This is a genomic window from Paenibacillus sp. FSL R5-0766 (assembly GCF_037971845.1).
Lineage (GTDB): Bacteria > Bacillota > Bacilli > Paenibacillales > Paenibacillaceae > Paenibacillus.
Genome location: NZ_CP150227.1, coordinates 3,630,754 through 3,655,216, shown reverse-complemented (window position 1 = coordinate 3,655,216; position 24,463 = coordinate 3,630,754). Strand labels below are relative to the sequence as shown.

At 43.8% G+C, this 24,463-nt stretch carries 17 protein-coding genes; 8 read left to right on the top strand and 9 right to left on the bottom strand.

The window, feature by feature from the left end:
* Nucleotides 1-23: 23 nt before the first annotated feature.
* Together MKY66_RS15750 and MKY66_RS15745 are read right to left on the bottom strand one after the other, a co-directional pair.
* Nucleotides 24-2,864: an alpha-L-rhamnosidase gene (locus MKY66_RS15750; protein ID WP_076210530.1), complete on the bottom strand. Its 2,841-nt coding sequence runs from the start codon at nucleotides 2,862-2,864 to the stop codon at nucleotides 24-26.
* 52 nt (nucleotides 2,865-2,916) lie between these two features.
* On the bottom strand, nucleotides 2,917-4,563 hold the full coding sequence (locus MKY66_RS15745; RefSeq protein ID WP_076210533.1) for an extracellular solute-binding protein: 1,647 nt from the start codon (nucleotides 4,561-4,563) through the stop codon (nucleotides 2,917-2,919).
* A 192-nt stretch (nucleotides 4,564-4,755) separates the two neighbouring features.
* Here MKY66_RS15745 and MKY66_RS15740 point away from each other — a divergent pair, with 192 nt between their 5' ends.
* On the top strand, nucleotides 4,756-6,438 hold the full coding sequence (locus MKY66_RS15740; protein WP_076210535.1) for a histidine kinase: 1,683 nt from the start codon (nucleotides 4,756-4,758) through the stop codon (nucleotides 6,436-6,438).
* A 60-nt stretch (nucleotides 6,439-6,498) separates the two neighbouring features.
* Nucleotides 6,499-7,149 (top strand): TetR/AcrR family transcriptional regulator, encoded by a 651-nt coding sequence (locus MKY66_RS15735; protein WP_082219101.1) that lies wholly within the window; start codon nucleotides 6,499-6,501, stop codon nucleotides 7,147-7,149.
* Nucleotides 7,150-7,339: 190 nt separating this feature from the next.
* On the opposite strand, the gene MKY66_RS15730 is transcribed toward MKY66_RS15735, so the two are convergent.
* On the bottom strand, nucleotides 7,340-9,622 hold the full coding sequence (locus MKY66_RS15730; RefSeq protein WP_076210880.1) for a glycoside hydrolase family 3 C-terminal domain-containing protein: 2,283 nt from the start codon (nucleotides 9,620-9,622) through the stop codon (nucleotides 7,340-7,342).
* A 350-nt stretch (nucleotides 9,623-9,972) separates the two neighbouring features.
* Here MKY66_RS15730 and MKY66_RS15725 point away from each other — a divergent pair, with 350 nt between their 5' ends.
* Both MKY66_RS15725 and MKY66_RS15720 read left to right on the top strand, forming a co-directional pair.
* Entirely contained in the window at nucleotides 9,973-11,574 is a 1,602-nt protein-coding gene (locus MKY66_RS15725) for a response regulator (protein ID WP_076210537.1), read from the top strand.
* 314 nt (nucleotides 11,575-11,888) lie between these two features.
* The gene (locus MKY66_RS15720; RefSeq protein WP_047843165.1) at nucleotides 11,889-12,272 is read left to right on the top strand and encodes a hypothetical protein; all 384 of its coding nucleotides are present in this window, start codon (nucleotides 11,889-11,891) and stop codon (nucleotides 12,270-12,272) included.
* 70 nt (nucleotides 12,273-12,342) lie between these two features.
* On the opposite strand, the gene MKY66_RS15715 is transcribed toward MKY66_RS15720, so the two are convergent.
* From MKY66_RS15715 to MKY66_RS15700, 4 genes are all read right to left on the bottom strand, one after another.
* The gene (locus MKY66_RS15715) at nucleotides 12,343-14,082 is read right to left on the bottom strand and encodes an ATP-binding cassette domain-containing protein (RefSeq protein WP_076210539.1); all 1,740 of its coding nucleotides are present in this window, start codon (nucleotides 14,080-14,082) and stop codon (nucleotides 12,343-12,345) included.
* A 399-nt stretch (nucleotides 14,083-14,481) separates the two neighbouring features.
* Entirely contained in the window at nucleotides 14,482-15,513 is a 1,032-nt protein-coding gene (locus MKY66_RS15710) for an alpha/beta hydrolase (RefSeq protein WP_076210541.1), read from the bottom strand.
* Between the two features lie 180 nt (nucleotides 15,514-15,693).
* Nucleotides 15,694-16,338 (bottom strand): response regulator transcription factor, encoded by a 645-nt coding sequence (locus MKY66_RS15705; RefSeq protein ID WP_076210543.1) that lies wholly within the window; start codon nucleotides 16,336-16,338, stop codon nucleotides 15,694-15,696.
* Nucleotides 16,325-17,497 (bottom strand): sensor histidine kinase, encoded by a 1,173-nt coding sequence (locus MKY66_RS15700; RefSeq protein ID WP_076210545.1) that lies wholly within the window; start codon nucleotides 17,495-17,497, stop codon nucleotides 16,325-16,327. Before MKY66_RS15700 ends, MKY66_RS15705 begins: the two co-directional genes overlap by 14 nt.
* A gap of 663 nt (nucleotides 17,498-18,160) precedes the next feature.
* On the opposite strand from MKY66_RS15700, the gene MKY66_RS15695 reads away from it, so the two are divergent.
* Complete coding sequence (locus MKY66_RS15695) at nucleotides 18,161-18,565, top strand: VOC family protein (RefSeq protein WP_076210547.1); 405 nt, start codon at nucleotides 18,161-18,163, stop codon at nucleotides 18,563-18,565.
* Nucleotides 18,566-18,581: 16 nt separating this feature from the next.
* Here MKY66_RS15695 and MKY66_RS15690 read toward each other — a convergent pair whose 3' ends face one another.
* Nucleotides 18,582-19,445, bottom strand: a complete 864-nt coding sequence (locus MKY66_RS15690; protein WP_083657022.1) for a LysR family transcriptional regulator — start codon at nucleotides 19,443-19,445, stop codon at nucleotides 18,582-18,584.
* 152 nt (nucleotides 19,446-19,597) lie between these two features.
* Between MKY66_RS15690 and MKY66_RS15685 the strand changes: the two genes are divergently transcribed.
* The 3 genes from MKY66_RS15685 to MKY66_RS15675 all read left to right on the top strand — a co-directional run bounded on the left by MKY66_RS15685 (nucleotide 19,598) and on the right by MKY66_RS15675 (nucleotide 22,671).
* Nucleotides 19,598-20,437, top strand: a complete 840-nt coding sequence (locus MKY66_RS15685) for an alpha/beta hydrolase (RefSeq protein ID WP_076210549.1) — start codon at nucleotides 19,598-19,600, stop codon at nucleotides 20,435-20,437.
* Between the two features lie 282 nt (nucleotides 20,438-20,719).
* Nucleotides 20,720-22,474 carry a methyl-accepting chemotaxis protein gene (locus MKY66_RS15680; protein ID WP_076210552.1) on the top strand — a complete coding sequence of 585 codons (1,755 nt, stop codon included), beginning with the start codon at nucleotides 20,720-20,722 and terminating at the stop codon, nucleotides 22,472-22,474.
* A gap of 71 nt (nucleotides 22,475-22,545) precedes the next feature.
* Nucleotides 22,546-22,671: a hypothetical protein gene (locus tag MKY66_RS15675; RefSeq protein WP_339807179.1), complete on the top strand. Its 126-nt coding sequence runs from the start codon at nucleotides 22,546-22,548 to the stop codon at nucleotides 22,669-22,671.
* 109 nt (nucleotides 22,672-22,780) lie between these two features.
* Here MKY66_RS15675 and MKY66_RS15670 read toward each other — a convergent pair whose 3' ends face one another.
* Complete coding sequence (locus MKY66_RS15670) at nucleotides 22,781-24,451, bottom strand: alpha-glucosidase (protein WP_076210554.1); 1,671 nt, start codon at nucleotides 24,449-24,451, stop codon at nucleotides 22,781-22,783.
* Nucleotides 24,452-24,463: the final 12 nt, after the last annotated feature.

Here is a 24,463-nt window from a genome sequence, read left to right as displayed (position 1 = left end):
GTATCTACGAGCAATGATTTATTCTATACGATTTGAATGGTCTCCAGCTTGAGATCGAGCTGGTCAAGTTCTTCCTCTGGCGTACTGAACGAAGGATAGGTGGATAGATCACGCAAGCTTGCTTCCCCCATCGGGCCAATTGTCCCCGGGTCCAGCGAAGCCAGCACCGGTGAAAGCTCGTGCAGCATACTCCGGCTATGCTCGTTACGAAGCAGTACATTCAGAGGTGTACGGGTGCTTAACGTTTGTTTGTATGGCACGGATGGTACATAAATAAAATCATACGTGCCACTCACCACTTCGATGATCACTTCATCTTCAACCTGAACGACAATCAGGCCTGTATCCGAAAGTGTAATTCCGTTCATCATCACCTGATCAACCACGGCGCGTGGCAGCTTGATCGTTGCTGTTGCATTAAATGGAACAGAGAAGCTTAAATACAGCTTACCTGCTTCATCAAACCTCCATTCACTGCAATAAGTTCCTGCAGCGGTGTCAATGCGACCTTTAGTCCACTGGATTCTGAAATCAGGCATCGGTGCCAGCAGTGCATGGCGGAAGCCAGGTCGATCCTCTACTGGATTGATCCCCGCCATATGACGATACATCCATTCAACAACGGCACCATAGGCATAGTGATTAAGCGAGTTCATACCATTTTCACTGATTGTACCATCTGGCAAAATGGAGTTCCAACGCTCCCAGATTGTTGTTGCTCCCATATTGACCGCATACAGCCAGCTTGGGTAATCATCATTGAGCAGAAGCGTATAGGCGATATCATTGCTTCCATATGCTGATAGAACCCGGTTCAAATACGGCGTACCTACAAAGCCAGTTCTCAAGTGGTTCTGATCCTTGCGTACACGCAAGCGAATAGCTTCTGCAATCCGTGCTTTATGTTGCTCAGGAACGAGATCCATATACAACGCTATAGCGTATGCGGTCTGTGTATCTACTGCCAGACGTCCATTCGCAGTAAAGTATTCCTTCAGAATTGCAGCTCTAACCTCTTGCGCCAACTGGTCATAGGATGCGGCAAGATCGTGATGTCCAAGTACTTTGGCAGCCTTGGCTACGATATCTGAAGAATAGGCATAGTAGGCTGAGGCAATAAAGTAATTATCTGTTCCCCCCATTGGAGAGTTCGGATCATCCCCATCTAGCGCAAGCCAGTCACCAAAGTGAAAACCTATCGCCCATAAACGTGTACTACCGGATTCGTCATCCAAACGCTTGATGTAATCTACCCATGTCTTCATGCTGTCAAACTGCTGCTCCAGAATGGATGGGTCCCCGGAATGCAGATACGTGTTCCACGGAATAATGGTTGCCGCATCTCCCCAGGCGCTGGACCCTCCGCCCTGCACACGTCCAACCGGAATGACCATCGGAACCATACCGTTCCGATCCTCTTGTTCCATCCACAGATCATATCCATACTTGTTAAAAAAGGCATACGTATCCATATTGTAATTTGCTGTACCGGAGAATACCTGTGCATCCCCTGTCCAGCCCATGCGCTCATCGCGCTGTGGACAATCGGTAGGGGTATCTAGGAAGTTTCCCTTTTGCCCCCAGAGTGCATTTTCGAACAAACGATTCACGCCAGCATGACTGGTTTCTAAATACCCGGTACGTTCCATATCCGAGTAAACCACACAGCCTGTGAAGTCATTCAGATCCAGTTCGCCTGCCCAGCCTTCAACCTTAACATATCGGAAACCGTAAAATGTGAAATACGGACGCACAATAGCTTCTTCACCGTTTGCTGTATAGATGTACTCCGCCTTAGCCGAGCGAAGGTTCTCCCGGTAGAAATTGCCTTTCTGCAACACTTCGCCATATTGCAAATGGATGACCGTTCCGCTTGGTGCCGTAGTACGGAATTGCAGCCAGCCTACCATATTCTGGCCCATATCAATGACCGTTTCTCCCGCAGGCGTGGTCAAAATTTCGATCGGCTTCAAGGTTTCCTTGATCACGACCGGAAGACTTTTTCTTGCTTGTAAAAGCTCATACCCCATTTCACTTTCCCGAACTGGATAAATCTCAGTCACGTCCAGCGTGGCATCATAGATTTCTCCATCATAGATGTTACCATCCACCACATTCGAGCGGGTGGCATGCCAGGACAGATCTGAAGGGACAACAACTTCTGTTCCATCCGTATACGTAATCACCAGCTCGGACAGCAATGCAAAATGATCACCATACAAATTGGCAGTGGTATCTCCTTCAAAACCAAACCGTCCCTTATACCAGCCATTCCCCAAACGGACATCTATCGCGTTGGACCCTTCTTGCAGCAGGTCGGTAATATCGTAGGTTTGATACTGAAGCCATTTGTGATAGGCATTATAATGAGGGGCCAAGTACTCATCCCCAGCCTTGACTCCGTTTAGTTCCAATTCGTATACTCCCAAACCACAGATGTACGCCCGTGCTTTGGCGATGGGACCTTTGACTTCGAACGTTTTCTGAAGGACTGGATGAATCGTCGGTTCCAGTTCAGGTGTAATCCACTTTGCTGTCCATGGTTCATCCTGCTTCGCCGTTTCAAACCAGGCCGTTTCACTGGTCGCCTTTTCCCCAAGCTCATTCCATAATCGAACTCTCCAGAAGTAACGCGTCCGTGCAGCCAGTTCCAGATCCGGAGAATACGCGAGCGAATCAATATCCTCTGTTATTCCACTATCAAATACAAGTTCTGTAAAAGATTCATCCAGTGCAATTTCTACCTGTGCGGCGATCTGCGTTGTCGCTGTCGTATCCGTAACGGTATAAGAAAAGGTTGGCTTGGTTACCGCAAAACCGAGCGGATTAGTGATGTGATTTGTTTTCATATGAGTAATGTTCATCGATGAAACCTCCCCTTGTCGATTACCTTTCGGAACGTTTAACCATCCTGCTTTAAGGCCGAGTCTGCGCCGATTGGTACCATTCATTCACTTCTTCCGTGATTTTTCTTCCGCCTGAATCCATCCATTTTTTCACGAACTCATCAAAAATGGTGAGTGGCTCCTCTCCATAAATAATGGAGTTGAAGGTGTCCAGTTCCATTTTTTGCAAATAAGTGTTTCGAGCTTGCATTGTTTTTGTCGGGGGCCCCTGAAACAGATTGACTCGATCAATCTGCCGCTGCCTGGTCTCTACAACATTTGCCTTCATAATGGGATACTGCTTCTCATCCTTAGGGTCAATTCCCATACTGAACAAAATGGCGCGATCATGAGAGCTGAGCCCTTCTCGCTTGCCCATTTTCAGAAGAGCTGCTCTGAATCGGGAAGGGTAACTCACATATTGTCCCATGAGGGTATATTTGAACGTTATCACTTTCCCCCCGGGAATATCGCGGCTGTCACTATCCACCGAACCATCCGGGTTCAGTACATAATCATATCCATTCTGATAGGCACTCAGATACAACGGATTATTCGTCACCGTAGCCTCATACAGATAGTTCTGATACTTAAAAAAAGCCTGCAAGGCTTCTTCAGAAATGTTTGCGCTGATCATTAAAGCCCCGCTGTAAGAGTTTCCTTTGAATCTCGCTGTGGTTCCGTCCATTCCTGCAGGAATCGGATAAGGCACAAACTCAGCCTTCGGATCCTTTTCATTAAGTTGTTGCAGCGGATAATCTCCAAACCAGCGTGGACCAGCTACCATGCCAACTTTGCCATCAAAGATATTTTTATTGACCTGATTGAAGTCCTGCAGAGCTATGTTATTGCTCACATATCCTTTTTTCTTCCAGTCTTGCAGTTTTGCCAGTGCGGTTTTGATCTGAGGCTGGATACTTCCGTACACGAGATTGCCCTGTACATTCTTGCTCCATATACTTGGAATCGCTCCATACGCACCAAATACCCAGGATATGTCTCCGATAGGCGAGGCCAGATACTGGTCCTTGATTGCAAAATCAATACCGTAGGTATTCTGTACGCCATCACCGTCTGGATCATCATAGGTAAAGGCCTTCATTACACTTTCCAGTTCGTCAAGATTGCTTGGTGCCTTCAGGTTCAGATAATCTAGCCAATCCTTGCGAATCCAAAGTACGGACTGCGAGGCTTGCTCCGTAATGATCGGAATCGCCATCCGTTTCCCGTCAATCTCAAAAGGCTTCCATGCTTCTGGCACTTCAGCCATAGCCGCTTTCCAAGTGGATGATGCATATCGATCAAAGGCTTGTCCAGCGTCCAACAGTTTGCCTGAGATCATAAATCCATTGACTGTGTCCATGACATTGGATGAGAACACGTCAGGTAACGTATTGTCAGCAGAGAGCATTAATCGAAGCTTCATATCATAGTCATCGACAGGAGCACTCCATTGGGTCCGAATATCCACGCCAAGCGTTTCTCTGGCCCAACGGATATGTACATTATCGGCAGCAGTTTCGCCATTTTTGTAGATGGTGGTTGGATCATTCATTTTGACTGTTGTTACGATCACACCTGTTTTTACAGGCATAGGCTCTTGTGCTTTACCACTGCATGCGGCGGTAAACAGAATCAAACAAGCAACAGAAAGAGACAGGTATATTTTGCTACTCATGTGCGAAATGCACTCCTTCATCTAATTCATCTTCATCATATCGTGCCAGTTATACAGTCGAAATAACGCTTTTTCAACATTAGATAATTCATTCTTAACCTTCATCTATATTACATTCCAAATCACTTGTATTTCATCCAATGCCAGCCTACAATAAGGTGAATTTACATCGTTGGCAGGAGGCGTTAAGGGTTGAAAAAGAAATACAGGACCTTTATGAACATAGTGGCCATCACGCTGATTATGCTTGTCGCCGTCCTGGTCATGTATACCTTCTCGGTTCAATCCAGTCTGGATACCGTTCAAAAGGATATTGAAACCAACAATCTCAATCGAGTGCAGTTTGTCGTTAACTCACTCGATCAGAGCATAAATCGGCTGAATATGTTATCCATCTCCATGGAAACGGACAATTCTATTGCACTGCTGCGATCCATTGACGTGATGAGTTCCTTTGAGCAGGTACAGTTGATTCAAAATGTTGCTGTGAGAGTCAATTTGCAAAGTTTGTCCGAGGGATGGAATAACAAAATATCGGTCTACTCGGTTCTGTTGAATCAATGGATCATTTCTTCGGAGTTAGATATGAAGACTCCCTCTGTAGATTCACTGAAATCAGGCTGGAACTATGATGCAGCTACAGCTAAATATTATAAATACAAGGTCAGTCCACAGATCATTATTCGGTTGGAGTTCCCGCGCAGCAATCTGGAGGATATAGTTGAGAACTCACATCAGAGCGAGAATGAGACGTTATTCTATAAACCGGACGAGCAATTGATTACTCGCAAAGAGGCTAATTCCATTACCCCTCTCATCATGAAGGAGCTAACCGGTCATCTACAACCATCCTCCGGTACAGAAACCGTTTCGGTTAACGGAGCCCAGTACATTGTCAATTATGTGTACTCTCATCAGCTCGGTTGGTATTTAATTGATTTTATGCCTCTTGATAAAGCGTTACAGCCTATACGAATGACCCAATTCTGGTTTTACTCTGCCTGTGTCATGCTGTTTATGGCGGGGGTCACGATTATTGTTGTTCTTTTCCGCAAGGTACAGATCCCCATACTTGCTCTGTTAAAAGGTGTTCGTCTTTTGAAGCATGGCGACTTCTCTTATCGTATTCAGCGGCAGAGCGGTAATGAATTTGATTACTTATATGGTCAATTCAACGACATGGCCGGACAGATTGAGGATTTGATTGAAAAGGTATACAAGGAAAAAATCGTAGCTCGTGAAGCGGTGCTGAAACAGCTACAAGCCCAGATTAATCCTCACTTTTTATATAATTGTCTCTTTTTCATTAATAATATGACAAGATTGGGCAATGAGGAAGCGGTTACTGCCATGACCCAGAACTTGGCTGAATATTTCAGGTACACCACACGCCTTGACGAGCCGATGACCTGTTTGGAAAAAGAGTTGGGTATCGTTCGCAATTACCTTGAGATACAGAGCTTACGCATGGACCGTCTCTCTTATCTGATTGAGCTACCGGACGAGCTAAGATCTGTCCCGATTCCCAAACTACTCATTCAGCCTTTGGTGGAAAACAGCATCATCCATGGCATAGAAGCCAAGTGGGATTCCGGTTCCATTCATATCACCGTTGAGCGCACGGAACACGGGCTCTGTATTGTGGTTGACGACGACGGGAAAGGCATGACGGAGGAAGAAATTAATGCACTTAAGGCCAGAATATCCGAGCCGCCTGTGGACACGATGGGATGTGCACTCTGGAATATTGCGGAGCGTCTGCGCATTCAGGACGCTACCCATTCGGGTATCCAGTTTGAACAGAGTCCCCTTGGAGGCATGCGTGTCCGATTAAACTGGTCGCTCGCCAATTGGCAGAATGAATCCTTACGTTGACAGAAAAGAGTCTAGTTTGATAGCATAGTTTGAGTTCATTCCAACAAGGAGGTTTTTACAATAGAACCCCGTCAAAGGCTTCAACAAGAGCGCAGTGACCTCAAAACAAGAAGACGAGCAGCTATAATTGAAGCAGCTAAAATTGCTTTTTTGAATAAAGGCTTCGAGCAAGCGACCATGCAGGATATTGCGGACGAGGCAGTACTTGGCGTGGCCACAATCTTTCGCTACTTTCCGCGGAAAGAGCAGCTTATTGTTGCTGTAGCTTCAGATATTGTTCAGTCCGAGGTTCTGGTATTCTCCGATATTATCAGAGGTGAAGGCACCTGCTACGACAAGCTTGGCCGCCTTTTCGACTCGTTAGTTTTTTTCCAGCAGGTAGAAAGCCAGCGAAGTTCCAAATTAATAGAAGCTTTTGAGTGTTACGTCGCAATGTCCAAGTCCCCGTTGGAGGATATCGAGATGTATCATTCTAACTACCAACAGATTATTATGCTTTGTGCAGAGCTGGCTGAGCTTGGTCAAAAGGATGGATCTGTTCGTAACGATGCTAATGTGGTTGAAACGATTAACACGATGATTAATGTCTTTGGCAACTTCTCCAAAAAAACAGCGATGCTCAATGGCATTGAAGCCTTCCAAACAAAAGTGGACGAAGCCGAGCAATTTAATATCCTCAAGAACATATTTTTGGATCATCTCAAGTCCTGAATAGCGGTTCCGATTTTAAGATATAACTGATAGCTGTGCTATGAGGACCGCTGTGAGATCAGATGGAGCAGCCCTCTCGATGATGTGTACATCCTGAATACATCTTATAACATCCTTAGATGGAAAACGCCTATAAGTCATGACTTATAGGCGTTTTTGAGCGTTTTATAGTTGAAGCAGAAGTTTGATTTTACTGACGAACAGCCGCATTTAATCCAGCAAGCAACTGGGAAAGAGTTTCCTCCGTGAAAGCCCCTCCCGTAAACGGAATCAACGAACGAAGCGGCATGTATTTCATGGTTGCCTGAATCATTTCGGAGGATATCGCATCGGATTGTGCCTCTTCCGTTCCCTCTGGAACCAGTCCCTGTAATTGACTCATGACAGCCATCGTTTTTGGATTGGCGAGCAGCTCACCCAGCGTTGTATTACGGTCAAAGGTAGGTACTGGCCCGGTTGTTGTGGACTCCACGTTGACCGTCTGTTGCAGGAGAATGGAACGAGAGGATGAGCCAATCAAAATATCATAGGAACCGCTCTCTACATGCCAGTCCTTCAAATCAACATTATAATAGGCAAAGCTGCGTTTATCCAGTGTGAAGGAAACGCTGCCCTCAGCGTCCGGCTCCAGTCCGATTTTGGCAAATCCCTTCAATTCCTTGTCCGGACGACTTACTACGGTTTGCTGATCCCGCACATACAATTGCACAACCTCTTGACCGTAACGAGTGCCTGTGTTTCGAATCGTAACAGTTACCGTAACCCGATCCGTATCCTTGAACTGTGTATCGTTCAGATTCAGACCGGTATATTCAAACTGTGTATAGCTCAATCCGTAACCAAACGGGAACAACGGTTCAATGCCCTTACGATCATAGTAACGATAACCAACATATATGCCTTCACGGTAATCCACACGATCTCCGTCCCCGGGGAAAAACAGAGCCGAAGGGTTATGATGCACCGATTGCGGGAACGTTTCCGCCAGCTTACCGCTTGGGTTTGTTTCTCCGAACAACAGATCCGCCATGGCTCCTCCAGTTGCCTGACCGCCCAGATAAGCCTCAAGTACTCCCTTCACATCATCAAGCCATGGCATCACAATCGGTGATCCATTGCTTAATACGACAACAAGGTTAGGCTGCTCTGAGGCAACGGCTTTGATTAGCGCCGATTGGTTAGCGGGGATGTCCATGTGAGACCGGTCATATCCTTCCGATTCATAGCGGTCAGGCAGACCAATGAACAGCACAGCGACTTCCGCTGCCTTGGCCGCCTCGACGGCTTCCTTCATCAATAGCGGGTCACTTTCATCTGAAGCAAGCTTGTAGCCCTCAGCATAAGTCACCGATGCATCCGCTTCAGCAAGTAAAACCATCTGTTCATAAGGGTTATCCAGTTGAGTAGGATGGATATGCGAACTGCCGCCGCCCTGATATCTGACCTTCTGAGCTAGCTCTCCGATAACGGCGATGCGGCTATTCTTGCTCAGCGGAAGAATATCGTCCTCGTTTTTCAACAACACCATTGTTTCTCCTGCTACCTCTCTGGCAATCTGATGATGCTGCTCAGAATCAAAGGTTGCTTCTGGACGTTTATTTTCTGCCGCCTTGAAAATAACAGCTAACAACCTCTCCACGGCTTGATCAAGCTGTTCTTCGGACAACTCGCCTCCATTCACCGCTTCCACAATTTTGCGTGGACCTTCTCCGTTGGAAGAAGGCATCTCCAGTCCAAGTCCTGCAGCGATGCTGGCTGCGATCTCATTCACTGCGGACCAGTCTGTCACAACAAAGCCCTCATGTCCCCATTCTTCCTTCAGAATGGTATTCAGCAAATATTCATTCTCCGACGCATACGTTCCATTCACTCTATTGTAAGAAGACATCACTGTCCATGGCTGAGCTTGCTTGACCGCCTTCTCAAACCCGGTCAGATATATTTCTCTTAACGTCCGCTCGTCGACCACCGCATCGGTCGTCATTCGGCGATGCTCCTGATTGTTCACTGCAAAATGCTTAAGTGAGGTTCCCACACCCTGGCTTTGCACACCTGAAATATGAGATGCTGCCAGTTCACCCGTCAGGTAAGGGTCCTCTGAGAAATATTCGAAGTTGCGCCCGCACAACGGGGAACGCTTGATGTTCGCCCCTGGGCCGAGCAGAATGGCGACATCCTCCGCTTGCGCCTCTTTACCAATTGTTTCTCCGACAAGCTGAACGAGATCCCGGTTCCAGGAGCTGGCCAACCCAACCGCCGATGGAAAACAAGTGGAGGGAACACTTCCATTCAGTCCCAAATGGTCGGCATCACCTGCTTGCTTGCGTAATCCATGAGGACCATCCGTCATCATAATGGATGGAATATCCAAACGTTCTACAGCCTGCGTTGTCCAAAAGCTGCTACCTGAGCAGAGTGTTGCCTTTTCGTTTAAGGTTAACTGTTTCACAATTTGCTTGATATCGCGATTCATCATCCAGACACTCCTTCATTTATCGGCAGGTATCCTTGACATGCAATACGGCTATGTAAGGTCCCACATAATAGTATAGGGCTTGAGTTTAGTTCTCTTTTTAATAGTACTGTCTGGTTGAATGACATGAAATAGCGTTTTCTTAATGTGATATAACGCAATCTGAAGAAAAGAGATCTCTCATGCCTCGCTGGCCACTTGCAGCGCTAATTCGCATAAGTATATCTGAACATCTGTATCGTTTTCTTAAGATTTGAGGTCAGCCAAGGCGGCATCCATTGAAATGATAGTTCGGCCATCATACAATACAATAAGTGTTGAAACAGCTTGTCTATAGAGGGGGAATTAGCTTGTACGGTTTATTAATAGTGGATGACGAGAAATCGGTTGTTGATAGTCTCGCGCTGACAATTCCCTGGGAAGATTATGGCATCCAGGAAGTGCATAGAGCTTACTCGGCTGCGGAGGCTCTCGATATAGCTTCCAAATACGCTGTTGATATTATGATTACCGATATTCGTATGCCCGAGATGGATGGATTGGAGCTTATTTTGGAGATTCGACGATTCTCCAGTAAAATTAGATGCATTATTTTGTCTGGTCACGATGAGTTTGAATATGCCCAAAAAGCAATTCAGTATCAGGCTGCTAATTATCTGCTGAAGCCGATAAATACCGATGAGCTCATCCAAGCTGTAACAAAGGCTATCGCCAATATTGAGCGCGAATGGGAGCGCATCAGTTCATTTCAGCAAATTCAGCATGCTCTTCACGCCAATATGCCCTTGTTGCGCAATCAACTACTCAAGGAACTTCTTCAGAACAAAGCCATGAGCCATCAGATTTTGGCCGAGCGTCTCAGCATGCTGGAGATTCCCTTTGCGTCTTCTGACCCCTTTATTATGATGGTCATTCGGATGGAGGAAGAATTTTCCGGTTATGATCTTCGGTCATTATCCTTGCTCGAATATGCTGTAACCAATATAGCCGAAGAAGTGTTTCAGCATCCGTTCAAGCTGTGGCATTGCATTACAGAGCAGGGATATCTGGTATTTCTGATCAAAAACTGTGATCTGCATGCACTCGATTCAGTCGACTCCCACGCGGTCAGACTGCAAAACAATGTGCAAAAATTTTTAAAGGGAGCCATCTCCATTTGTCTGAGTAAAGAGCAATTCTTCCCTGACCACCTCTCCGATCTATATTTAGCCTCCGTGTCAGCCATCAATCGGAATGTGGGCAGCAACAAAAGCTATTTTATTACGCTGGACAAAAAGGATGCGGATTCCCATGAACAGCAAAACCTCATTAATTTGTATGAGCCACCCTTGCTCCCTAACTTGCTGGAATCAGGTAATTGGGATGAGGCCATAAGCAAAATTTCCAGAATTCTTTTCTTGAACGAAGTTGGCAAAGAACTGTCCCACGATCAATTGTTTACAGTACTACTCTACCTGTCTTCCACATTCTCGATTTCACTAAAATCGCAGGACACGACGGTTGAGGAAATGCTGGGGGAGGAGTTCGAATTTTTGCTTCGGAAAAAAAGCCAGTTATCCGGCCAACGCATATATAGCTGGGCAGAGAAAATGATTAATCAGCGACGCAAGCAGGCCTCCAATCAGCTGATGAATGCGCACGAACAAATTACGTCTAAAGTGAGAACATACATTCAGGAGCATTTGGCAGAAGGTATCTCCCTTCAGGTCATTGCCGATTATATCGGCCTGCACCCCGTTTACCTGTCCAAGGTGTACAAAACGGTCACTGGAGAAACGATTGGTGATTATTTGTACAGCTTACGTATGAACAGAGCATCTTACCTGTTATTGAACTCAGACCTCAAAATTGCAGATGTCAGCAAGGCGCTTGGCTTTTTGGCTCCGCCGCATTTTATAAAAATATTCAAAAAGCATTATGGTTGCACACCACAGGAATTTCGCACTCGTTAACGAAATGAATGGAAAAAAAAGGTCTTGGCCTATCGCTCATTTTAAAAGGAGAATGCACCGGGATTGCTCCCAGTGCATTTTTGCAGTTCGTATAAATCTATTATGGCTTCACCGTAGTTTTGTCCAATTTTCCCAAAACATGAAAGAAACTCACTACTCAAGGATAAACGGTCGCAGCTTGGTCTTGTCTTTATTTTGAATATCCGCCTGACAAGGCCATGACCAAATTAGCAGCCTCTTATAGGCTTTCACCCATTCCCCTGCTCAATTGCCTACATACAATACATTAGACTAATGAACAGGAGTGATGTGATATGACATTTTTACCTCCTTTTGGACCTGGTGGAGGATTTGGCGGACCTGGGGGTCCCGGAGGACCCGGCGGACCCGGCGGATTTCCTGGTCCGCCATCGTTCCCCGGGGGTGGAGGCGGCGGACCACAAGGCGTGCAGGCACCTACCGGACCGCCACCATCATTCATTCCACAGCAACCCGCTTCGTTATATGCGGTAGATCCAAGAGCCATATCCGGCTGTTTGTTTCGCTACACATATATTTGGCCGGATCGTGGTCCCGGCTTCTGGATGTACCCGGTATTTGTCGGTAGAAATTCGGTGGCTGGCTTCCGCTGGAATGGCTTCTTCTGGCTATACACCGGCATTGATCTGCAGCGAATCAGCTCGTTTAGTTGTTTCTAGAAGTAAATCCCCCTATATGTGGAGTAATCCACATACAGGGGGATTTAGATTTATGGAATATTCACCTTGTCTAAAGCAACTTAATCAGCTTTTCTAGCTCATCAACCAAACTTTTTGCAAGTTCAAAATTAGTATCTTTTAAAGCCAATTCAATTTTCATTTCAACAGACTTTTTCTTTTGTTCATTTTCTAGATAGTGCTCATCAAAATGACTCGCATAAATCATCTGTCTGAATTCTTCTATACTCATTTTACTAATCGTTTTGTCCTCGATAATTAAAACATAATCCATACCATTTACAACCGAATAGAAATCATGAGAAATCATGATAATCGCACCTTTGTAGTCCTCAATGGCTTTCTCCAATGCGATTTGTGTATAGATGTCCAAATGGCTTGTTGGTTCATCCAGGAGCAATACGTTGGCTTGACTGGCAGAAACTTTAGCCAATTGAAGCATGTTTTTTTCTCCGCCAGATAACGATTCAATCTTTTGATCAAGGATTTCTCCTTCAAAGCCATAGTTTGGAAGATACGATCTAATTTCATCATACGTTTGAAACCCGGAATCTATGAATTCATTTAGAATGGTATTCGAATCCTTTAACATTTCGCCTTGAACCTGAGATAAATAAGCCACTTTAACATCAGGATTGATTTCAATGGAATCCTGATTGTTTTTAAAGATTTCTCGGAGTAAAGTCGTTTTCCCGGTACCGTTAGGGCCGATCAGAGCTACTTTATCTGTTGATTTGATCTCAAAGTTCACATTTTCCAAAAGCAAATCGTCAAAGGAAACGCTATAGTTATTGACGTTAACTACAACGGTGTCTTCCATTTCCTTATCGATCCCAAAACGGATATTCGGCTGTTTGATATCGACAAAGGGCTCTTTTATTCGACGTGCTTCCAATCTCTCTTGAAACTTGACTCTGGCTTTTAACGCTCTGCCTCTTGAGGCTTCCGAATTATATGTGGCGATCTCTCTAAGATTGTCGATGATGTGATCATATCTCTCAATTTCTTCAGCTTCAGCAACCGCGATTTCTTGCAGTTCGATCTTAGACTGAAGCAGTGAGAAGTTATAATCGATATATCGCCCGTCAAACTCCTGGAGCTCCGTGTTTTCAAGGTGTATGATTTTGTTGAAACAATGATTCAACAGATACCGGTTGTGTGTAACGACCAGCAGCATTCCCTTGTGGGAGTTAATCAATTTTTTAAGCGCGTTCAGGTTTTCAAAGTCTAGAAATACATCGGGTTCGTCCATAATCATGTAGTCTGGACGATTCAGCATTTCCTTCATCACTTGAATAAGTTTGAATTCCCCGCCGCTTATGGCGGATATACTAAGATCTTTGAGCTTCATGAGGTTGGCAAGGTTTAACTGTTTATTGATGTTTTTTTCGAAATTGTCCCCATCCATCGCTTCGAAGGCATCCAAAGCCAATTGAAGCTTTTCCATCAGGGAATCCATATCCGATGTGGTGGCCATCTCCGCATAAATCCCTGTAATTTCATCTTGTATCTTGATGAATTCTTCTGCGATATATTCAAAAACGGTCATTTCTTTTGTTTTGTCTACTTGCAAAAACTGACTCACATACCCGATTCTGCAATCAGGGTCTATCTCTAACTTGCCCTCGAACAAATATCGCTCCGGATCCATCAGGATATCGATCAGTGTACTTTTTCCACTTCCGCTTGTTCCAATAAAAGCACAATGTTGTGCCTCTTCAAACGTAAATGAAATGTTTTTATATAGTTCCTTTTGTGGAAATGAGAAGGATAAGTTTTCAACTTTTATCATAGTGTTACCTTTCTTTACAACTAAATTGGTGGCTAGTATTGAATATATTGTCGAACACAGACTTTTAGAGTAACACTGTTTACCACCAAGTACAATCGATTTTTAGCCCTTACCCTCACTTCGAAATTTGAGTACGCTCTTTCCTAGTGATTAGAGGGATGGATTTTATGAATAAGTAATATTCCATCATACTGATCGCGAGGTATCATCTTTTCATCTAAAACTTAAAATCTTCTACTTTGTTAATCATATGGGCTCTAGGTCTATAACGCTCTGTAAATGTATACAAAAAAATCGTCAGCATTTCTGCAACGATTCCTATTGTCAGCCTGCTAGTTGAAAACAGCAGCGGATCACTTTTTATTTACGCACGCTTCTCTTTTTAATTTCTAACAAATGTTATTGAGTGAACGTATCTGTCATCCAATTGAAGAATCTTTCCTTTTCTTCATAGTGTGGGTAGTGAGCCGATTCTTCATAAGAAATAAATTCTTTCTTGTTAGCTTTAATTCCGTCAAAAAACTGCTTGGCAGCATGGGACGAAGTCATAAAGTCATAATCTCCCATAACAAAATAAAATGGCAGATCCAGCTTCTTAATTAAGGAAGGCAATGGACGACTCATCACTTCACCAATCAGAATTCCTTGTGAATAAGTCATTCCTTTATAATAACGTATGACATCGAGCATGTTGTATTCACTGCTGAACGTCATTCCAAGGAAACTGTCATCAGGGTTATCCATCAATCTCGCAGCACCATTGTATCGTGTAACAATGTCTCTCGGTGTAAATGTCTGCCCTTGATTGATGGCTTCAGAAACCTGATTCAGTCTTGCTATGTCATCATCATTACCTGCAAGCTGAGCTTGTTTCATTACATAATTCCAACCGTCTATCTCACTCTGCTTGGTATCTCCTACCTGACCAATTCCGATGTAGGCTTCATATTTCTCCGGTGCTTTATGGGCAGCCAAAGAACCAATGTAAGTACCGAAGGAATGGCCGATCAGGATCACCTTTTCCTTGCCAAGCCGTTCAGATATATAATCCGTGATGGTCAGTATATCATCAACCAACAAGTCCGTTGATAAATTGGAGTAATCCTCAAAAAAATGATAAGACTTGCCGCTCGCTCTTTGATCATAGTTCACAATGGTAAATCTGGATTCCAATACATCCTGATATTGCTTCGCGTGCGGAATTTCAGATGCGCTTGGCCCACCGTGTACATACAGAATGACCGGATTCTCTGCATTTTGACCGCGGATCATGATTTCATGACCTGTTCCATTGATCTCCACTTGTTCCAGTACATTAATACTATTTTCCCCTTTTATTTTCGGAGTCCATGTTGGAAAGTAAAGAACCACCATTGAAAGTATTAAAACAGCAATACCGATCCCAAAAAATAATTTCTTCATTTTTTTCATCCGAATTACCCCTCTCTGCGCTTCAATCTTCCGAAGTGATTGTTCCGCTTGTTATAAATTTAGACTTTAAAAGTCATATAGACATAGTGCGATTTAGTCATGAATTGACCTATGACATAAAAAATCGGCAACTCTAATGAGTTGCCGATTTTTTATGAACATCATTAAAATTCTACCTGTTTATTCTTCCATCATTCCAGAATCTCTGGCTTTGCGAGTTGCCTCCCTCCTTCCTTTCACATCCATTTTGGAATAGATGGAGGAAATATAGTTTTTAACGGTCCCTTCACTAAGAAACAAAGCCTCAGCAATATCTTGATTGCGCAAGCCAGATGCCAACTTGTGAAGCACTTCAATTTCACGTGCGCTCAATCCATACTCATTGCTTTTTGGAGCAGCAGACGGAAGTATATTTTTTATCATTTTGGCCGCCATTTCCTGAGAAATCAATGTACCTCCTGTATGAACCACACGTATTCCTGCAGCCAACTCCTTGGGACGGATCGCTTTGAGTAGATACCCCTCTGCTCCATGGCTTAATGCCGTCAAAACATAATCCACTTCCTTATATGAGGTCAGCATTATGATCTTAATCGCCGGAAGCTGTTGCTTAATTCGTGACGTTGCAGCAACACCATCCATGACGGGCATATTAATATCCATTAGCACGATATCTGGCTGAAATTGTTTACTGCCTTCAATGGCTTCTTCCCCATTTTTGGCTAATCCGACAATTTCAAAATCTTCTTCAAGAGACAGGACAATATGCAGACTCTCCAGAATAAGCTCTTGATCGTCGACAATTAATATTCTAATCTTCTGCATGTAACATCACTCCATTTAACGGAATTTCGCATCTCACCTCGGTGAACGATGTGGCTCCAGATGAGGAAGAGAGGGTAAGCTTACCTCCAATTTCCTGAATCCGTTGCTTCATCGTGGTTAAGCCAAAGCCGTATTCCAATTTGTCTATTGGCTTACCATTATTTCGAATAACGATATGTAAGGCTTCTTCAACAAAGGAAAGCTCCAACTTCAACTTAGACGCTTTTCCGTGTTTTAGCGCATTCGTAAACGATTCCTGAATCATGCGAAGAATAGCTTGTCGTGCTTTAAGAAGCATTGCATGTTCTGTCACAGGCAGATTCAATGTAACATTCGTTCCAGTGTGCTCGGCAAAGCTATCTGCAAGTACCCTAATCTGCTTAAAGAGGCTATTTTCGTCTTCTCCCATTTCGTGAACAACATCTCTCATTTCGTCGAGATTTCTCTCAGCTAACGCTCTCAAGCGAATGAGTCTATCTTTCACCTCAGCAGGCTTATGATCCAATAGAGCAATGGCGGCATCCAGACTCATGATCAGAGAAATAAAGGAATGCCCAAGTGTATCGTGCAGTTCCTTGGACATACGACTGCGTTCTTCCATTAACGTTAATTTCTCGACCTGAGCGGCATAATGGCTCAACAACCTGTTCTGATGTGCAACTTCAACCGCCAAGGCATTTTTCTGACGGTAAGCATTAGCTATGAAGCTTACCCAGATACCAATAAAGCAAAATAACAAGTTGTCGAACCCAATACTCATGCTCTGGTTCAAGGTATATCCTTGATTGAACAGGAAGACAAATGGTAGCAAAAAAACAGTGGGGATAATCCAAACTGTCTTTCTGGTCAATAAGTAGCCCATGGTTAGGCTGGGAAGCAAGTAATCAGGCGAGGAGATGAATTCAGAATGGATAGTCATGTTCACATAATATGATCCGCCAAGAATGACCTCGGTAATACAAAACCACAGATTGTTCAACCGCAGTTGTGGGAACCAAAATAAGATCGGAACAAGGAAGGCGGCCAAAAGCCAGATGATCTCCAATTGAACGTGAGCCGAGTCTCCGGGTACAGTTAGAATAAGAATGGCAAGCAACAAGTAATGATAAAAACGAAGCGAGAATATACTCCAGTCCATGAAAGCAATGATTTTTTTCATTCTAGCTCCTAGATAACGAGAATCATTGAAAGATGACTGCTCTGACTCCATTAAAATATTTTCCACTCCCTACTCACCAAGTGTTATCACTACCTAAAATAAATCTTAGATTATTTCATAAGAAAAATACAGTTCTTTTCCAAGTGGTCATAATTCTTTATGGCTTAGCCATCTTGGGCATATGATCCATGAGAGTGTATATACTACAACACTAAATGCAGCTACTATTCCGAATACTAAAAGAGATATTCTTCTATGTTCATATAGTAGCCTAGCAATTTTCTTAATCCTGCAATGGCAAGGGCAGTGACTACATAAGAAAGGATTATTCCGGCATACTTTTTTCTCCATCGAGTAAAAAAGAACTTGGGATATTCACACTGGCTGGCAGAAATGCAAGAATAAGCGCAAAGGATACATTCACATATACAGCAGATAACTCAAAGCTAGCTAGATAATACCATTGAAGCAATAATACAAATTACAGTGGCAACCAACTGTGAGATCCCTCCCGGCGTTATCATTTCTCATAAAACACTACTGACATACCGTTGTCAGTAGTGTTTTTGTATAGTCGGAGTAAGTAATTGTAAAGGAGTAGAAGTAAATGCGAAATGTTTTTGATCCAAAATGTATTACTTATTATAGGAAGGATGATATCTCGTGAATTTTGCTTCTGTGCGCATCATTACTGATGACGTGGATCGTCTTGTCGAGTTCTATGAGAAAATTACGGGTGTTTCAGCAGAACGCCCTGCACCTGTCTTTGCCGAACTTGTTATGCCATTGTGCACTCTAGCGATCGGCCACTCCCAGACGGTGCAACTATTTGGCGCTGGTTCCGCTGTGGCGGCCAACGATCGTACAGTCATTATTGAGTTCCATGTCCACGATGTCGATGCGGAATACGAGCGCTTGAAGCCGTTTGTCGATGAGTGGGTAAAGGAACCTACCACAATGCCTTGGGGGAATCGTGCTTTACTGTTTCGCGATCCTGACGGTAATCTGGTTAATCTCTTCACACCAGTGACCGAGGAAGCAATCCAACGGTTCAGTCTTAGGCGTTAAGGACAGTTGAAATGAGCTACCATAGGGAGGCATGCTTTCTAACGATCTCAATAAAAGCTTCTACTTGGGGAGAGATCCACTTGTTTTTGGGATACAGCAATTGCGTAGCTAGATTTTGTTTGTACTGCTGACCTGAAAGTTTTTCTTCCTTCAGCTCCTTCTCTACCGTAATTCGAGGTAACAAAGATATGCCCATACCGCTCAATATCGACTGTTTCACAGCTTCAATACTCCAGAATTCAATATTGGAAGTAATCCCAATCTGATACTCTTCAATGCATTGTTCAAACAATGTGCGATAACCGCAACCTCTTTCGGTAAAAAGTAAATTGCTTCGTACAATGTCCCGTTGTAGCTCAAATGAATTGGGGTACAGCAGCATCATGGGCTCCTCAGCCAATTTCTCACTGTACAGATTGGGGTCATGTACCTCTGTCCCCAGCATGAAGGAAATATCACTTTTACCTTGCATCAAATTCTCTTTATAATGTACGGAATCTAATTGGTGCCACTCGATATTGACATGAGGATGCAATTTTTTAAACTCTTCAATAATAGGCGGAAAACGATAGATCAACAACGTTTCTCCAATACTGATCACGATATTACCCGTTAATTCACCTTGTGCAGCGGTCACTTCCTTAATCATATGATACAGCTCAAGCATTTTCTGTGCATGTGGCAACAATTTTTTTCCGGTCTCCGTTAAAATAACCCGCTTACCAATCCGATCAAATAAAGGGTAGTTAATCTCCTCTTCCAATGCCTTAATATGCAATGTAATTGTAGATTGCGCGTATCCAAGATGTTCAGCAGCTTTGGTAAATCCCTCGTGTTCCACAATTGTAATAAATGTGACCAGATGACGTATTTCCATCATTGGCTCCCTTCTTTGTAACATCATTAAAACTGATCGTTTACATATAAACTATCAATTTCACTAATGGAAAGCAATCGTTTATATTCAATGTAGCTCATTAAGAGCCCATTTCATTTTTTAATCTCAATCGTTTATGGAAGGGAGTAATCACTATGCAAACAGCAGCAACGTCATCCATCTTGATTAATGGATATCGAATCGCTTATGAACAATACGGAGAAGGCTCTCCCATATGGCTCCTTCACGGAACACCCTCTTATAGTTATGAATGGAGAAAAGTAATACCCGCTCTGGTTCAAAAAGGGTACAAAGTCTACGTTCATGACCTTCTGGGATATGGAGCATCCGAAAGACCACTCGAGGCAGATACTTCTGTGGCAGCACAATATACGCTGTTTAGTCAGCTTTTAGACGAACTCGGAATGGATCGTTTACATGTCGCAGCCCACGATCTAGGTGGAATTGTTGGAGTCCAACTAGCCTTGGAACAGCCTGAGCGTGTACAATCGCTTACGTTACTCAACATGCCCAGCTATGATTCGTGGCCCTCACCAACCTGGAAGAAAATTATTGAAGAACAGCTTGAACAGGTTGAACAAATGCCCCGTGCTGATTTTGATACCATGCTAAAGAAACAATTACCCATGGCAGTGTATAATAAAGAGCTTATGACTGGCGATACACTGGATGCATATCTCGAACCCCATGCAGGTTCATTGGGCAAAGCCTCTTTTTTCTCCCATCAGGTAGCTCACTATAATGCAAAATATACTGAATCCTATGGAACAGATTTACCCAAGCTGAAGGTCCCTGTTCAAATTCTATGGGGTGAAGAAGATGAATGGCAGCCTCTCGCTTATGCAAAGAGGCTTGTCCAGGATATTCCCCATGCCTGCCTACATGTCATTCCCAAAGCTGGTCATTTCGTAATGGAAGATGAGCCGGGCCAATGTTCTGATTATATCGACCGTTTCTGCAATGAGCATCCATGAGTATATTTGTATATTGAACAGAATGTCTTAGAGAAAAATTAAGCGTTCCACTGGCATGAAGCTGGTGGAGCTTTTTTGGTTAATGACAACGTTTCTTGATGCAAGACGTAACTTCTACATTTGGTTTGAGTGCACTGGTACCACAAATGATCACATTCTCCTACGTATATGTATATACAAATTTAGTGTTAGTCTTCATTTCCCCCTTCAATATTACGATAAATAGTATGGGGTTATATGGATAACCCTATTTACTTTATTACATCCAAGGGGGAACAGGATTTGAGAAAGACTTACCAAAAAAAGATGGATTTAAGGTTCAAACTGTATTTGATTATTCTGGTTCCGCTACTGGCCATGGGCGGTCTAATCATATGGGCCACCATCGACTCCAGTGAAAATGCATCACTAATGACCATGCAGCATAACAATCAGCAGCTGGCTGTGAATACCGCCTCTCAACTAGGTCAGGAGTCGGAATTAATTAAGACCTTATCTTCTACTGCTTCAGAGGAGAGCAACGAATATAAAAGTCTTAGGGACGAACTCGTTAAAGTTAGGCTTCAATCGGGAGCCTTGTATGTTTATATGTATAACAAAACTTCGGACGGGTGGATCTACACCGTGGATGGAGCGGATTGGAATGATACAGAGTATAGTCCTTACGGCACTGCAATGGAATTCAATCCCCAGATTCAGGAACGCTTGTTACGCGGTGAAGTCGTCACAACAGGCATTGTAGATGATCCAACCTGGGGACAGCTATTGTCCTCCTTTACACCAATCAAGGATTCGCAAGGTACTGTCATTGGCTATCTGGGCATTGATATTTCTGCTGGAGCAGTGAATCAAGTCTCCGCGACATCTGTGAATAATGCTTATCGGACCATAATCCCGATTTTTGTGGTTGTACTGATTCTTTCTTTGGTCATGATGTTATTCGTAGTACGAGGCATTCTCAGACAAGTACGCGATATTAAGTCAAGCCTAGAACAGGTTGCTGATGGGAATCTCAAAGTCGTATCCACACATATGACCAATGATCAACTCGGTGACATCAGTGATTTGATTAACATCATGGTTGCCCAATTGACGAACATTCTGATGGGAATACAGCAAGGATCAAATACGTTACAGCAGTCCTCAAAAGATATTTCGGAAACCGCTCAGACGAACCAACGTCAGAGTGAAGAACTTTCCAGAGCAATTGAGGAAATTGCCATAGGTTCAATGAAACAGGCTGAAGAGACAGAACACTCCGTCCAGCATTCAGAGAATCTGGGCAAAATAATGGATGAAGTAGGTTCATATGTGAAACAGTTTACTTATACTTCAGAGCAGCTATCTTCTGTTCAAGTACAAGTTACACGTGAACATGAGGTTCTACTTGAGAAGGGCCGAGAGAATGCCAAGCGTGTTGAGCATCAACAGGATATTTCCAGGTCTCTGACGACTCAATCCGAACTCGCTTCCTCTATTAGCGGTCAAATTCACAACATTTTAAAACAAACTCAAATACTATCCCTAAATGCTTCAATTGAAGCAGCACGAGCTGGAGAAGCGGGTAAAGGCTTTGCAGTCGTTGCTGGTGAAATGGGACAGCTCGCTCAACAATCCGAACGTTCGATCCAGGAGATTGATGAGATCCTGGGTTCATTTGTTCAAGAGATACATCGGATGGGCAGTCATTTTGATGCAAATATGGTAGCTGTTAAGGAACAGGAGAAACAGATCGCTGATTGTCTCCAGGCATTTAGACAGGTTAGCCGCTTATCGACCGAAGTGCATGAGTTGGCTCAGAGTTTAGACAGCCGGACGATGGATATGCACTCTATTCGTCAGGAGCTGGAACAGAACCTCAGTTATATTGCTTCCGCAACCGAGGAAACTTCAGCCATGGCCGAGGAAGTCACGGCTAGTGCTGTGGAGCAGCAGCGATCGGCAAACGAACTGTCGAACATCTCCGGGGAACTCGCCGGTCTTGCAGGCAACCTCAAATCATATTCCGATCAATTTCAGATCGAAGTCACTAAATAAGTTCCCAATCCCAACATGAACCTGCCAATAAAAGATTCCTTATTCAAGATAACGGTGACATTGCTGCGGTGATGACCTATGTAATCTCGAGTCCAGAGCTATACATCATTGATCACACTTTGGTGGAAAATGCTTACCGAGGACAAGGGCTTGGCGATATGCCCGTTTGCCAAGGGACGTTTCGAACGTATCTCTGAATATGCGGATGTTCTCCATCAATAACGAATATTCATGTGGTTACACAACAATAAAAGGCGTCTATATCATTCAGACCATGATATAGACGCCTTTTTCCTTTTACGTATCCTACTTTACTTTATTGCTTAATCCAACAATGGTTTCAAACGGTCGCAACACCAGTGGCAGCAAGCCATTCTCATAGTTGGTAAGCCAGATCTCTGAGAAGTCGAGGCCAAGCTCATCTTCCTCAAGCTCCACCATGTGTTCAGTAAGGTTGATGACTACCAGCACCTGTTGGTCTGCCAGTGTACGTGTATATGCATATACACTCGGATGATCCGGCATATGAAGCTCATAGATACCATAAGTCAACGTATCGTGCTCTTTTCGCAGCTGAATCATTTGTTTATAAAATTGAAGAATGGAACCTGGTTCCTGGAGTTGTTTCTCTACATTAATATGGATGTAATTGTCATTCACCTTCAGCCATGGTGTACCACTGGTAAACCCCGCCTCTTTGGCCGAGGACCATTGCATCGGCGTTCTGGAGTTATCGCGACTCGAAGCCCAGATGATGTTCATGATCTCCTCATGTGACATCCCCTCTTCGCGTTTGATCTGATATAAATTCCGATCAGCGATATCGTTATAGTCCTCTATGGAAGGGAATGCCACGTTTGTCATGCCGATCTCTTGCCCCTGATATATGAAAGGTGTGCCTTGCATGAAAAAGTACATGGTTCCAAGTGCTGTGGCACTTTCATACCAATACTCTGTTTCATTTCCCCAAGATGAAACTTTGCGAGGCTGATCATGATTTTCAATAAACAATGCATTCCAACCGACGCCTTCCAGTGATTTTTGCCACTTGGTCAAGACGTTTTTCAGTTTGGGAACATCCAGTTGCCTGTCTGTGCTGTTTTTCCAAAGGTCCAGGTGTTCGAATTGAAAGACCATATTAAATTTCCCTCTGACTTCACAGATCCAATCCAGCAGATCTTCTTGGTCCTCTACCTTAACTCCATTTGCTTCCCCAACAGTCACGACGTCATATCTGGATAATGTGTTCTCTTTCATTTCTTGCAGATAACTCTGGATTCCCTTCACATTCATATGCTTTTCAAAAGAAGAGACGTATTTGACACCTTCTCGGATTGGCATATCCAAGAGGCCCTCTTCTTTGTGAATATGGCTGATTGCATCCACACGGAAACCATCAATCCCTTTATCCAGCCACCAATTCATCATTTCATATATGGATTTCCGAACTTCCTGATTTGCCCAATTCAAATCCGGTTGTTTCTTGGAGAACAGATGGAGATAGTACTGTCCGGAGACTTCATCATATTCCCATGCAGAACCGCCAAAGATGCTCTCCCAGTTATTCGGTTCGTCTCCATTCTTCCCATCTCTCCAGATGTACCAATCTCGTTTGGGATTATCCAGTGAAGCTCTGGATTCAATAAACCACGGGTGTTCGTCACTTGTATGATTGATCACCAAGTCCATAATGAGTTTCATGCCGCGAAGATGAACTTCATTCAGTAATTGATCAAAGTCCGCCATCGTGCCGAATTCATCCATAATGGAACAGTAATCACTGATGTCATACCCATTATCATCGTTGGGTGACTTATACATTGGGCAGATCCATATCAGATCAATACCGAGATCTTGAATATAATCCAGTTTAGATAGGATCCCCTTGATGTCACCAACCCCATCTCCGTTGGAATCCATAAAACTTCTCGGATAGATTTGATAAGCTACTGCTTCTTTCCACCATACTCTTTTCATTGAATACAATCC